The 12,026-nt window shown below is 36.6% G+C and carries 15 protein-coding genes; 11 read left to right on the forward strand and 4 right to left on the reverse strand.

Going from position 1 to position 12,026, the window contains the following annotated elements:
• Positions 1-14: 14 nt before the first annotated feature.
• A complete protein-coding gene (locus GPDM_RS02140) occupies positions 15-1,325 on the reverse strand; it encodes a hemolysin family protein (protein ID WP_008428499.1) in 1,311 nt (436 codons plus the stop codon).
• 169 nt (positions 1,326-1,494) lie between these two features.
• Between GPDM_RS02140 and GPDM_RS02145 the strand changes: the two genes are divergently transcribed.
• From GPDM_RS02145 to GPDM_RS02170, 6 genes are all read left to right on the forward strand, one after another.
• On the forward strand, positions 1,495-3,069 hold the full coding sequence (locus tag GPDM_RS02145; RefSeq protein ID WP_008428500.1) for an amidohydrolase: 1,575 nt from the start codon (positions 1,495-1,497) through the stop codon (positions 3,067-3,069).
• 2 nt (positions 3,070-3,071) lie between these two features.
• Positions 3,072-3,809, forward strand: a complete 738-nt coding sequence (locus tag GPDM_RS02150) for an SDR family NAD(P)-dependent oxidoreductase (protein WP_008428503.1) — start codon at positions 3,072-3,074, stop codon at positions 3,807-3,809.
• Entirely contained in the window at positions 3,806-4,024 is a 219-nt protein-coding gene (locus GPDM_RS02155) for a hypothetical protein (RefSeq protein ID WP_237704120.1), read from the forward strand. Before GPDM_RS02150 ends, GPDM_RS02155 begins: the two co-directional genes overlap by 4 nt.
• A 289-nt stretch (positions 4,025-4,313) precedes the next feature.
• On the forward strand, positions 4,314-4,550 hold the full coding sequence (locus GPDM_RS02160; RefSeq protein ID WP_008428507.1) for a hypothetical protein: 237 nt from the start codon (positions 4,314-4,316) through the stop codon (positions 4,548-4,550).
• A gap of 279 nt (positions 4,551-4,829) precedes the next feature.
• Positions 4,830-5,042 carry a helix-turn-helix transcriptional regulator gene (locus GPDM_RS02165; RefSeq protein WP_006830166.1) on the forward strand — a complete coding sequence of 71 codons (213 nt, stop codon included), beginning with the start codon at positions 4,830-4,832 and terminating at the stop codon, positions 5,040-5,042.
• Entirely contained in the window at positions 5,039-5,428 is a 390-nt protein-coding gene (locus tag GPDM_RS02170; RefSeq protein ID WP_008428510.1) for a hypothetical protein, read from the forward strand. The genes GPDM_RS02165 and GPDM_RS02170 overlap by 4 nt, the downstream gene beginning before the upstream one ends.
• 197 nt (positions 5,429-5,625) lie before the next feature.
• On the opposite strand, the gene GPDM_RS02175 is transcribed toward GPDM_RS02170, so the two are convergent.
• Positions 5,626-6,576 carry a nucleotidyl transferase AbiEii/AbiGii toxin family protein gene (locus GPDM_RS02175; protein WP_008428512.1) on the reverse strand — a complete coding sequence of 317 codons (951 nt, stop codon included), beginning with the start codon at positions 6,574-6,576 and terminating at the stop codon, positions 5,626-5,628.
• On the reverse strand, positions 6,545-7,192 hold the full coding sequence (locus GPDM_RS02180) for a DUF6088 family protein (protein ID WP_008428514.1): 648 nt from the start codon (positions 7,190-7,192) through the stop codon (positions 6,545-6,547). The genes GPDM_RS02175 and GPDM_RS02180 overlap by 32 nt, the downstream gene beginning before the upstream one ends.
• A 312-nt stretch (positions 7,193-7,504) precedes the next feature.
• Between GPDM_RS02180 and GPDM_RS16705 the strand changes: the two genes are divergently transcribed.
• The 4 genes from GPDM_RS16705 to GPDM_RS02195 all read left to right on the forward strand — a co-directional run bounded on the left by GPDM_RS16705 (position 7,505) and on the right by GPDM_RS02195 (position 9,912).
• Entirely contained in the window at positions 7,505-7,669 is a 165-nt protein-coding gene (locus tag GPDM_RS16705; RefSeq protein WP_008428516.1) for a hypothetical protein, read from the forward strand.
• Between the two features lie 108 nt (positions 7,670-7,777).
• On the forward strand, positions 7,778-8,284 hold the full coding sequence (locus tag GPDM_RS02185) for a WapI family immunity protein (protein WP_008428518.1): 507 nt from the start codon (positions 7,778-7,780) through the stop codon (positions 8,282-8,284).
• Positions 8,285-8,380: 96 nt separating this feature from the next.
• Positions 8,381-8,542, forward strand: coding sequence for a hypothetical protein (locus GPDM_RS16615; RefSeq protein WP_008428520.1), 162 nt, complete (start codon positions 8,381-8,383; stop codon positions 8,540-8,542).
• A gap of 878 nt (positions 8,543-9,420) precedes the next feature.
• Complete coding sequence (locus GPDM_RS02195) at positions 9,421-9,912, forward strand: hypothetical protein (RefSeq protein WP_008428524.1); 492 nt, start codon at positions 9,421-9,423, stop codon at positions 9,910-9,912.
• Between the two features lie 317 nt (positions 9,913-10,229).
• Here the strand turns inward: GPDM_RS02195 and GPDM_RS02200 are convergent, their stop codons facing one another.
• On the reverse strand, positions 10,230-10,664 hold the full coding sequence (locus GPDM_RS02200) for a hypothetical protein (RefSeq protein ID WP_008428526.1): 435 nt from the start codon (positions 10,662-10,664) through the stop codon (positions 10,230-10,232).
• A 605-nt stretch (positions 10,665-11,269) separates the two neighbouring features.
• On the opposite strand from GPDM_RS02200, the gene GPDM_RS02205 reads away from it, so the two are divergent.
• Positions 11,270-11,797 (forward strand): site-2 protease family protein, encoded by a 528-nt coding sequence (locus GPDM_RS02205; protein WP_237704121.1) that lies wholly within the window; start codon positions 11,270-11,272, stop codon positions 11,795-11,797.
• Positions 11,798-12,026: the final 229 nt, after the last annotated feature.

The following is a 12,026-nucleotide window of genomic DNA, read 5'->3' on the forward strand; positions in this document are numbered from 1 at the left end:
GTAGTAGTATTTTTTTAGGTTTTAAGGTCTGTATGACGTGACAACAACACACGGATAATTTGATGATTTTCCATCTCACGAACTGTAATCGTGTGGTGCGGCAATTCGACCGATTCACCTTCACCAATATCCGTATTTTTTAATTGAATCCATCCACCGATCGTATCAACGTCTTCGCTATCATCAAACTCGATGGCAAAGCGATCTTCTAAATCAGATAAAAGTACCCGTCCATTCAATAAATAATTATTAATATCAACGGCTTTAATCTCATCGCGTTCGTCTTCATCAAATTCGTCACGAATTTCTCCAACAATTTCTTCTAGAATATCTTCCATTGTAATGACACCAGCCGTTCCACCGTATTCATCAACAACAATGGCCATATGAACATGTTCTTTTTGCATTTTCAACAACACATCTTGTATGGGTGCCATATCATGAACAAATGGAAGATCGTGAACGACGATGCTGTCATTTAAATCTTGTTGGTACGTGTAATTGGTCAGCATTTCTTTAACATTAATAAACCCGAGAATATCATCCTTGTCCCCTTTTTCGGTAACAGGGTAACGGGTATATTGATGATCACGGACAATCTCCATTAAATCATCATGGCTCATCTCAAGTGAAATGGTCTCCATTTGTGTTCGTGGCAACATAATATCTTTTGCCAATCGTTCATCGAAAGAAAAGATGTTCTGCATATACGATAATTCCGTTTGATTGATTTCGCCGCTATGGTAGCTTTTTGTCATGATGATTTTCAATTCTTCTTCTGAGTGAGCTTGCTCATAAGCTGCGGGTTCGATACCGAATGCACGTAAAAGCAATCTTGCTGAACCATTCATCAAATAGATAAACGGTGCGAAAATCAGCCCGAAAAAGTAAAGAGGGCGAGCAAAGATAAAGGCCATCTTCTCTGCATATTGAATGGCTAGCGTTTTAGGTGCCAATTCACCAATCACGACATGTAAAAAAGTAATCATGCTAAACGCGATAAAAAAAGAAAAAATCGATGCAGTCGGTTCTTCGATTCCAAAGTTTTCAAAAACCGGATACAAGAGCCGTTCTACAGTTGACTCACCTAGCCAACCAAGGCCAAGCGCTGTTACGGTAATCCCTAATTGGCAAGCAGATAAATAATAATCCAAATTGCCAATGATTTTCTTCGTCAAGTTGGCATTTTTATGCCCTTCTGAAACGAGTTGATCAATGCGGGACATTCTGACACGAATAATTGAAAACTCCGATCCAACAAATAAAGCGGTCAGCCCGATTAAAAGCGCGACCATAAACAAATTGAGAATGAGTATACTGTCCAATTCGTCCCTCCGACTAGGAGGGTTCACCTCTGCTTTCTATAAGTAAAAATAGTATAACATAAATGAAAGTGCTTTTGCTTTAGGGATGAATCATTGAAAATTCAATTCAAACGTATTGAATGCAAGAGCGATTAAACTTATGATGAGAAGAGAGAAAAGGAGTGGTTAGATGAAAGTGTTATGGCATGGGGGAACAATTTATACAATGGAAGCAGAAGGCGCGACTGCAGAAGCGGTTTTAGTGTCGGATGATCATATAGAAAAAATTGGAACATACAAAGATTTGAAACAATTTGCTGATAAAGAAATCGATTTGCAAGGAGCAACGATGTATCCAGGATTGGTCGATAGCCATATGCACATGATTGGCCACGGCGAAAAATTAATGCGTGTTGACTTATCCATCATTGAAAGCTCAGAAGAAATGCGTGAACAATTAATTGAATCCACAAAAGATCTGAAAAAAGACGATTGGTTTATCGGTGAAGGCTGGAATGAAAATAATTTTGCAGACCGTAAAATTTTCCACCGCAACGAACTTGATGAAATAAGCACGTCACCAATGTTGTTAAAACGGGTTTGCCGTCATGCGATTTTAGCAAACTCGAGCGCATTAGCATTAGCAGGTATTACTAAAGATAGTCCAGATCCTGAAGGTGGTTTAATCGTACGTGATGCGGACGGGGAACCAACCGGTTATTTGTTAGACGCTGCACAAGATTTGGTAGCCAGTCAAGTTCCTGAAGTAAGCGTAGATTATTTAACACGCGCTCTGCAAAAATCAGTGGATCATTTGTTATCGCTTGGTTTAACGGGTGCTCACACAGAAGACATGGGCTATTACGGTCATTATTCACGACCACTCGATGCATTTAAAAATGTCATCGGGGACAAAGTGAAATTTCGTGCACATTTACTTAGAGCCCATATTGCTTTTGAAGAAATGATGGAAAATGCTTCTTACGCAGAACCATTTATCGATCCGGGTCCGATGAAAATTTTCGCAGATGGATCAATCGGCGGTCGTACTGCGCTTTTAAGCAAACCGTATAACGATGATCCATCTACTATCGGAGTTGCCATTCAATCAGACGAAGAACTAAAACGTCTTGTATCAATTGCCCGTAAACACGGTGAAGCAGTAGCGATTCATGTGATTGGGGATCTTGGTTTAGAAATGGCGCTAGATGCCATTGAAGCGCATCCAGTGCCTCAAGGAAAACGCGATCGTCTTATTCACACAATGGTCGTACGAGAAGATTTAGTCGCACGTATGCAACAAATAAATGTCGCATTAGATCTTCAGCCAAGCTTTGTCACATCTGATTTCCCATGGGTCGTGGAACGTCTCGGCGAAAATCGTTTGGAATGGTCATATGTATGGAAGAAACTTTTAAATCACGGGCTGATTTGTGCAGGTGGATCAGATGCGCCGATAGAAGAAGCAGACCCGCGATTAGGAATTTATGCAGCTGTTACGCGCAGAAAACCTTATGAAACTCACGAAGGGTTTTTACCAGAAGAAAAACTAACACGCTTTGAAGCGATTCAATTGTATACAAGTGGAAGTGCCGCAGCAATTGGCAAAGAAAACGAGCGCGGCGTCATCCGTGAAGGTTTTGATGCGGACTTTACCATTTTCAACCGCGACTTATTTGCAGGGCCAGAAGAACAAATTTTAGAAGCGGAACCCGTAATGACGGTTGTGGCAGGCGAAATTATGTACCAAAAAGGTGGGCAATAAAAATGACAAAAGAAGCTTATATTATAACAGGGGCATCTAAAGGGATTGGGTTGGAATGGAGCAAGCAACTTATCGATAAAGGTCATCTGGTGATTGGTATTGCGCGCACACAACCAGAAAATTGGCCAGGTGAGCATTTTCTATCAGTTGATTTGACGCAGCTCGAGGCTATTGAAAAAACAATGGAGCAAGCGTTAGGGCAACTGCCAACAGATATAGAACAAATTGTGTTGGTTAATAATGCAGGAACCATTGATCCCATTGGACTGGCTCATACAAACTCCACAGCAGAAGTGAATCAAAGCATCATACTAAATTTGACGGCGCCTATGTTGCTATGCGGCGCATTTATCAATCAACTGAAAAATAGCCAAGCTGAAAAAAGAATTATCAATATATCATCAGGAGCGGGTCGCCATGCTTATGAGGGATGGAGTGCCTATTGTGCAGGAAAAGCAGGACTCGATCATTTCAGCTCGTGCATCGATGCAGAAAACGAAGACGTTAAAGTCGTCTCTGTCGCACCAGGAATCATCGATACGGGCATGCAAGAAAAAATTCGCCAAAGCGATGCCACAGATTTTCCGCTCATTGAAAAGTTCTTAGACTACAAAGAAAGCGGATTACTTAGCAGTCCAGAAGAAACGGTACGAATGTTAATTGAGATGAACGAAAGAACAGACTTTAACGAATTGCCAACCATTTTAGATATTCGTAACTTACCAAGAGAAAAGGAGTGATTGTATTGAGCAAGACACCAGAAAACATCCTGACAAAACTTGCTGACGCAAACCAAGCGGGCATTAACATGACGAGCCCGAAAGCCGTTGTAACTTATTTGCTAAGCCAAGGCGAAAAAGAGTCAATCCTCTTTTTCTACAAACCAAATAGTGTTGAATTCGATTTTGATAAATACGACAAAGCAGTAGCGGAAATGAAAGAGCGCAAAAATTAACCAAACCGAAATGCGTTCGTAAATGTCCTTAGAATCCCTTGAACGTTCGTAAAGTGTGCAGCCATCTTTACGAACGTTCTTTTTTGTGGTTTTGGATTGATTTTAGAGCGTTCGTAATTGTGTACCTTTACGAACGATTATCTATGGAATTTTTTCAATATATGTACTTCATGCAATCCAATGGTAAAATAAATACATTACTTGGATGCGCAAAAGGTGAAGTACTTGATCATTTACGGTAAACCAAGTGTCAATTGTGATTAGAAAATATTGCTGAGGAGAAATTAATTTGAACAGTGAATTTATATCCGCTAGCCTAATAACAATTTTCGGGATTTTTTCTTTCTTATGTGGTTTCGTGCTTATAACTAAGAAAAGATTTATGGAAGATAAGAATTGGGTGGCTTTTCGAGAATTTACGCCATTGCCAGCAATCGCTAATTATTGGTTAGTAAAAATTTTTATTATTATTTCTTCAATTATTGTTATATATGTGGGTGGATATGGTATAGGGATATTTCCTTGAATATTTGTAATCAGTTGTGAAAAACTTATTACATATTAAAATAAAAAAGGGAATTCATATTTATTATTAGTTTACATATCATAAGTTATCGGAAGTTCAGTATAAACAAATAAAAACTTTGAAGTATTTAGGAATGACGGATGTTTTCTACATAACATTCGTCATTTTTTGATTACTTTTATAAAAAAAAGTAAAGATTTCTTTACATTTAAGTTTTTAGCTTTTATAGTTTATGTAAAGATATATTTACATCCTGATTTCTGGAAAGTAGGGAGAGGCATGCCGGTTAAAAACAATATTCAAAAAATCCGTAAAGAGAGAGGGATTAAGCAAATTACGATGGCCGAAGATTTACAGGTTACAAGGCAGACGTTCACGGCAATCGAAAAAAATAAATACAACCCAAGTCTGGAATTGGCATTAAAAATCATCAAATATTTTGACCTTCCGATCGAGGAAGTTTTTATTCTGGAAGAGGAGGAAGAGAAATGAAAAAGAAAAAATACGCGCAGTGGAATATTACAATCGCATCGACAGGCGGATTAATAGGTGTAATTATTGGAACGTTTATTTTCAGTGGAGTAGACTGGTCGGCCATTCTTGGTGGTATTACTGGTTTGTTTATCATTTTCCTGGGAAATCTTTTTTACGTAAGATCGAAAAAGGATAAAACTCCAGAAGTTGATGAGCGGACCTTGAATAATATGCGAAAGTATTACGCAATTATTGCGAACCTGTTCTTAGGCGCTCTATTTCTAATGTTGGCTGCTATAACGTATATGGGGTATGACCAAATTTCAATTTCTTATCTATGGATTTTTGTCATAGCTTATATGCTAATAAGTGGAATTGGCGCTCTTATTGTTAGTCGTAGATGAGGTAGGAAAACTGCAAGTAAAGAGTGACTGGTTTACATATGACTAATTATCGGAAGCAGAACCATCTATTAATGAAACCGAATGATTTACTGAAGCTCGAAAAGAGGAAACAACTCCAGTTTTTTCGATAATTAATTAAAAAGCAGAGCTTTTATGGTTTCTACAAAAAACGCCCAACCAGTTAGCTGGTTAGGCGTTTATATTTTGATGATAGTTGGTAAAAAGTCACTGTCGATAATTTTTTTCAAGCTATCGATAGTTTCTTCATAAGACACGTCTTCTGCCAGGAACGTTTTTGTGTTTCGGTTATAGTCCTGCTTATAGAAATCAGTACGAATGATTTCCTTCAATGTCTTTTTTAGTTCATAGCCAGGCTGACAGGAAGCCGTGTCCCGACCATCCCTCCGAATCTCGATCACTTCAGGAATCAGCATTTTCAATCCTTCTACATCGACAAACCCACTTCTCTCAATCATATGAAGATCATACAAGTGCCTCGAATAGCGAGTGCTTTCTTTTTTTTCATAATAATCACAGATGGCAAAGATTTTATCAAGAAACGTCCGATCAATCGTCTGCACATTAGCCGCAAAAGGTCTCATGCCGTATTCATCCATAAACTTTTCTTTTTCTGATTCGTCCCCCTCTGCGGTTATGACAAACTTCGTGATGTAATTACTTACCTCAAGCTGTTCAAATGGAAATGGCTTATAAGCGACATTCGTTTCCACTAGAATGTGGGGGGATATCTCGCTGTCACCTTCAAATGCTTTTCGATAGCCAATTTCATACTCGTTAAACTCTCGGCCTGATCGGATCTGGTCCGGATTAAGCAGTGAAAATCCGAGGTCCTCAATCACAGATTCGATTGCCGCTTTCAGCTTCTTTTTTTCGCTTCTCGGCAGCTTATTGCTGTCTCCAAGCGGAACGCTGAGATCCAGGTCTTCTGAAAAACGCTTGATGACATCGTAGCATTTTGAGAGGGAAGTCCCACCCTTAAATACAACGCCAGGGAAGTTAGAGACCAGCTTCTTCAGAAGCAGCGATACGTAATAATCCTTTTCGATCTGGAAATTTTGCAGCCCATACGCTGCAGCTGCCGACCGGACTAACTCATTAAACAACTCGTTCTCTTCGTGCAATCGCATCTAATAACCCCAATTCATATACTCTTAGTTTTGTTTTTATCGGGTACGCATCGAGATATTCCTTCACTTCCTGTTCATTCAATGACACGCTCTCTAGATAGGACAGGATTTTCTCTTTTGCCGCTTCAAGCGGTTTTTCACTGTACTGCTCATAATTATTCAACAGGTCGAGCACTTGAAGAAGCTTGTAGTTGGATTTATTCACGTTTGCTCTTGGTTTTCGGATGATGACCCTTTTTTTGTAGACGTTCACTTCCCGCTTGGCTGCGGATGCATTATTTGTCACGATGGTCGCAACCGCTGCTGTTTGGGAAGTCAGGCCCAAAGCATTGGCAAAATTGGTACCTGACTTGTAACCGATAATACGATCCCGATCCTCTAAAAATTTCTTTCGAATAACCTTGTCTATATCAAGCACAGCCGAGCCAAACATCGGTTTCTTTTTTGGAATGAAGTAGATGCCGTTCTGGACTTTCACAAGCAGCCCTTTGTCAGAAAGGCGCTTGATATACTGTCTGAGTGTACTTGGATTCAGCTTGAGCTTCTCTTTTAGTTGCTCCGTGAGAATAGGTTCATCGTATCCGTATTCATCTAATAGATATTGATAAAGTTCCATCGGTACTCACCTCTTTCCTATATTGTAACATATTTATAATATAGATTTCAAAAAACGTTACAATCGATACTGCTGAAACCAAAGGGAGAACTTCTCTTTTTTTAAGCGACGATATAGTGCGTTAATAAAATAGAGGAGGGAGAAATATGTCAGCTAGAGGTGCATTTTTTCTGATATGTTCGTAATTGTGTACTTTTACGAACGCTTTTTTAGCTAGAAATAATTTTTCGGCTTCTATCTATAAAACTCAAGAATGGTAAAATAAGTATTATAGAGAAGAGACACAAAAATGAAAGTGAAGGTAATAGTAGAATGACACATCCATATGAAAAATATGAAAATACAGAGCTATGGAAAAAAATAGAGCAGGCACTAGATGAGTTAGTTGAAAATCAGGACATCGAAGAAATAACAAAGAGAGAATACATCGTAGGATATATTTGTAAGAAGCTCGCAGAAACGGAAGAAGCAAAATAACGCAAAATATTAAGGAGGTGAATGTAACTTAAGTGCAGTTAAGTTACATTCAGTTAAAAGATTATTGGACGAATAATAAAATGATTCTTTAGAAAAAGAGGGTGTCCCATGAAAAAGTTGGATATTTTAGGGTCAGAAACCAAAATCGAGATTAAGATATTGGAAAGACTTTATCCTGAATCAATTGGTTCATGGGAAGGGGACTGGGTTAAGGCGGACATAAAAGTTGAAATCCCTGGATATTCCGCTGATTTCTTTGCAGATATGAGAGCAGAAGAATTCAAGGACTTTCGTGATCAATTAAATACAATGAATCAAAAGTTAGAGGGGACGGCCTCCTTGATTTCAACAGAGAATGCTATCGAAGCGAAAGCAGTGATGGATTCTTTGGGAGGAATTTATTGGGAAGTGAGCACTCGTTATCCAATCAGCACTGGAGCTGTACTCACTTTTGAATTCGGTTCGGATCAGAGCTATTTAAATCAATTAGTTAAGGAACTAGATGAAGTACTAGCAGAATTTCCTGTGCTGGAACGCCAAAATGACTTAAAAAGCCATGTAACTGATTTTTTTAGAAAAATGCGCAGTTCTAAAAGAAAAAAAGGCGCTCTATAAGGGACACTTAAAGGAATTTATTCTATTTTTGAATGTAACTTAATGTGAATTAAGTTACATTCGGATCCGCAAAAAGTATAGGAAGAGGAAATTGAGATGAAATATATCATAAACGGTTTAATTACTGTTTTATTATCTATTATCGGATTTTATGCGATTTTGACTCTTTTGATTTTCACGGTGAGCGATAGTGATGAAGTGGTGCTCTATGCATTTGCAATTTTCATCGGAATTTTACTTATGGTTATCATCAATTAATTGGCTCTATTAAATGACAAATCGAAAAAAACACGAACGTATTGTGTAGTGCAAAATAAAAGTACAGAGTTATGAAGCGAAAAAGTACATAACGCTGCACTGGGCAAAGCTTTAGTAATTAACATGCTATTGCTTGCACCTCTAGGAGTATATTTGCGAATAAAGAATATAAAATTTATTGTTTCATGGCAAACTATTTTTTATAGTAGTCTGATCATAGAGGGACTTCAGTTTTTTTACAAAGCGTGGATCCTTTGATGTGGATGATTTATTGTTAAACACTATTGGCGGCTGTGTAGCGTATTTTGTAGTAGGAAATGTCAACAGACGAATCCTAAGAAATAAACTTTCTACTTCATCTAGAAAACTGTTATGAAAGAGTCTTATAACTAATTTGCAGTTAAGTTCCATCCGGGCTTTTTAAAAAAGATTGTTCAAGCTTTTAAAAACTGATAGGGAAATGGTGATACTATGTCTGAATTCGGATTGTTTGGAACAGGGAATTTACTAGGGATTTTATCAACGACTTTACTTATTGCTAGCATATATTTTACTTTCACTTTCTTTGAACACTTGAAAAGTGGAGAGAATCGGCTAAGAAAACAAAGTAAAATAGCTGCACTGATTTGTCTCACAGGGGCGCTAATGATTCCTGCTTTTTATAGTATTTATGTTAACTATGAAATGATGAAATGAGAATTGAAGTCTTCTAATAAAAAGTGAAGATTACTTATCGTGAATTATATTACATTCAAAAGCCCCCCATTACGGGGGCTTTTCTTTGTATATTATTACTTTTAACGGGTTCTCCATAAGTCTTCTTCTGTAACCAATGTTTCATCTTTACGTCTAAACTTGAAATAAGGAGGAATAAGAAGATGAAAGCCAAATTATTATTATTATGTATGCTGGTTATTTTTGGGATAGTTGGCTGTTCTCAAGAAACGAAAGTTATTAAGCACGGAAAAAACAATAGTAATTCTGCGGAAAATACAAAGGATATATCTCAAAAACCACCTAACTTAAAAGTAAGTGTAAATGGAGAAGAGTTTGTTGCTGCTACTAATGGCTATTCTTGGAATTATTATGATGATGAAGAAAAGAGCATGGCTGGTATAGAGGCTGAAGTTGTATCTGTATCTGATTTAATTGGGAACCGGAAAGGTCCTACTGTAAATTCGGATACATCTATTGAACTTAAATTTGAAGAAAAGCCAATCTCTTACGAGGTGTACGTTTTGGGATCTTTCACTCATAACAGGGGAACTGACGTAGTTTTAGATAAGCAAATCGGGAGAACAGTATATGAAGTTAAAGCCACTTGGGTACAAGGGACTGGATACTACGTTTTTCCTTTAACGATCGAATAAATCCCTCAACATCAACTCACGTTCCTTTCTCAAATGTAACATAATGGTAATTAAGTTACATTCACAATTACTGTTTGTAAGAAGTTAGCAGTATGCCAAGAAAAAATAAGCTTGCTAGAAAAAATGATACATTCAAAACGCTATAATAAGACGTTTATGTCTATGTATTTTCGTGGTCAGTAACTATAGTCTTCCTCTTATTCGTAAAGAGTGTCTATTTTAGAATTCTTAAAACCACGATGTGTTTGTCTTTTTTTGTTATACGTAATTTTTTGATAAGAAAACAGCTCTCTATACGCCATTCTAAAAAACTACTTCTAATTTTTTATAAATTCGATAGGTCTATCTTTATCTAACTTAAAGGCTAAATTCTGGAAATAGCTTATTTTATCAGGATCAGTAATCTGATAATCAACATTGTTAATTAATGCGTAATACTCACTAAAATCTTTATCACTTTCTGCAACGCCAATTGTTATTTCTAAAGACTCATTTTCATTTTCATAATAAAGAATAAGGTTATCGTCGGTTAATTCATAGGCTCCTTCTCCGTAGACAGTACTCGTAAATGTAGTTTCGTTTGAAAATTCTAATATTGTAATAGAGCTATACCTATCTGGACTATCAATGTCCTCTTCAAGTACTGGCATATAAGCAACATTGAAAGTTTGCCCAACTAAATCATTATTACCGTTACAAGCTGAGAGTAATAGTACAGAAGAGAGTAATAAAAAAGCAAACCACTTATTCATAATGTGTAGCCCCTTTCTTGAAATAAACTATATTTAGTCTATATGTTACTTACGTAGGTGAAGTTCAAAAAGTTTCAAAATATTCGATAAACTAACAATTTTATAACATGCTCTTTTGGTAGTTTCTTTAAAATAGGCGTTATCAGACAAATGAATAGCTCTATAGAAAACATCCCAAAAGTCATGAACAAAACTTTTAATGAATAGTTAAAAAATGTTTAAATAAGCGTAAATTTATAAAGTGAAAATATCGAATTATATTAGTTAACATACTTAGGGTTATTGGAAACTACATAAATAGAAAGGGAGAGTAGCTGCATTTTTGAATCGCATCTACTCTCCCTTTTGTCTGCAAAAAGTGTACTTTTACGAACGGTTGTATAGATTCTAATATTCGATCAACATTAAAGAGTCAGAAAGTATTTACTATTTTTACTTAAATGGTAAAATATAGATGTATGATTTTCGAATATTCTTTCTAAAATAGAGTCATTTTAAATTACTTAGCTACTTAGAGATGAAAAAGATTCTGAATAAACAATCTAGACTACTCTGTAAGAAATCTTATAGCATTGAATTAATTATGATTAAAATTAAGGGGAATGGTGGAGAATATTTTGGGGATGCTTTTCGAAGTGGTGATGGTCCTACTGATTATTTCAGCGGCTCTTTTAATTCATGAGCTGGGACATGCAGTTGGATTAGTAGTAAAAAACAAGAAAGTAAAGCCAGAAGTCTATTTGGGATCTTTAAGTAAAGAGAAAAAACTAAAGCTAAGTCTCGGAAGAATTACATGCTATATAACCATAGCCCTATCAGGAATATGTCGTATTTCAAACGAATCAGAAATATCACCACTCACAAATAAACAAAGAATTATATTTGCGGCAGGGGGACCAATTGCTTCGTTGCTTGGTTTTGCCATTTTTTATCTAAGTTCTCATTTTGTTCCTGGCGTGATGGGAATTGTAAGTAACAGAGTTGCATTTGTTAGTTTAATTACCTTTTTCCTCACAGTGATTCCTTATAATTATCCTGCTTTTTTCAAACATGTTAGCGGTTTTCAGTCTGATGGATTGTATATTTTGAATATAATTAGAGAGATGAAAAATCATAGCAAAGCAGTTTCATAGATATACCTCTTTGATAAGGATAGTTAGACCCAGATTATTTAGCATAGCATGAGTAATCAGAAGTAGCTGTAATTCCAATAACAAAATAAAAAGAGGAAGATGAATGCTGATTGATCAGCGTCCGTTTTCCTCTTTTGTCTATAAAAGTATAATTTTACGAAAGAGCTGAATGATTTTATCGACAAACTCTTTTCAAAGAGACAAAATTCGACGATAAAAAACCAGACCT

It is taken from the genome of Planococcus donghaensis MPA1U2 (assembly GCF_000189395.1).
Classification (GTDB): Bacteria; Bacillota; Bacilli; order Bacillales_A; family Planococcaceae; genus Planococcus; species Planococcus donghaensis_B.

Bases quoted from the DNA above. Each gene is read 5' to 3' on its own strand.
- GPDM_RS02145 (WP_008428500.1), top strand. From the start codon at position 1,495: ATGAAAGTGTTATGGCATGGGGGAACAATTTATACAATGGAAGCAGAA.
- GPDM_RS02150 (WP_008428503.1), top strand. From the start codon at position 3,072: ATGACAAAAGAAGCTTATATTATAACAGGGGCATCTAAAGGGATTGGG.
- GPDM_RS02165 (WP_006830166.1), top strand. From the start codon at position 4,830: ATGCCGGTTAAAAACAATATTCAAAAAATCCGTAAAGAGAGAGGGATT.
- GPDM_RS02170 (WP_008428510.1), top strand. From the start codon at position 5,039: ATGAAAAAGAAAAAATACGCGCAGTGGAATATTACAATCGCATCGACA.
- GPDM_RS02175 (WP_008428512.1), bottom strand. From the start codon at position 6,576: ATGCGATTGCACGAAGAGAACGAGTTGTTTAATGAGTTAGTCCGGTCG.
- GPDM_RS02180 (WP_008428514.1), bottom strand. From the start codon at position 7,192: ATGGAACTTTATCAATATCTATTAGATGAATACGGATACGATGAACCT.
- GPDM_RS16705 (WP_008428516.1), top strand. From the start codon at position 7,505: ATGACACATCCATATGAAAAATATGAAAATACAGAGCTATGGAAAAAA.
- GPDM_RS02185 (WP_008428518.1), top strand. From the start codon at position 7,778: ATGAAAAAGTTGGATATTTTAGGGTCAGAAACCAAAATCGAGATTAAG.
- GPDM_RS16615 (WP_008428520.1), top strand. From the start codon at position 8,381: ATGAAATATATCATAAACGGTTTAATTACTGTTTTATTATCTATTATC.
- GPDM_RS02195 (WP_008428524.1), top strand. From the start codon at position 9,421: ATGAAAGCCAAATTATTATTATTATGTATGCTGGTTATTTTTGGGATA.
- GPDM_RS02200 (WP_008428526.1), bottom strand. From the start codon at position 10,664: ATGAATAAGTGGTTTGCTTTTTTATTACTCTCTTCTGTACTATTACTC.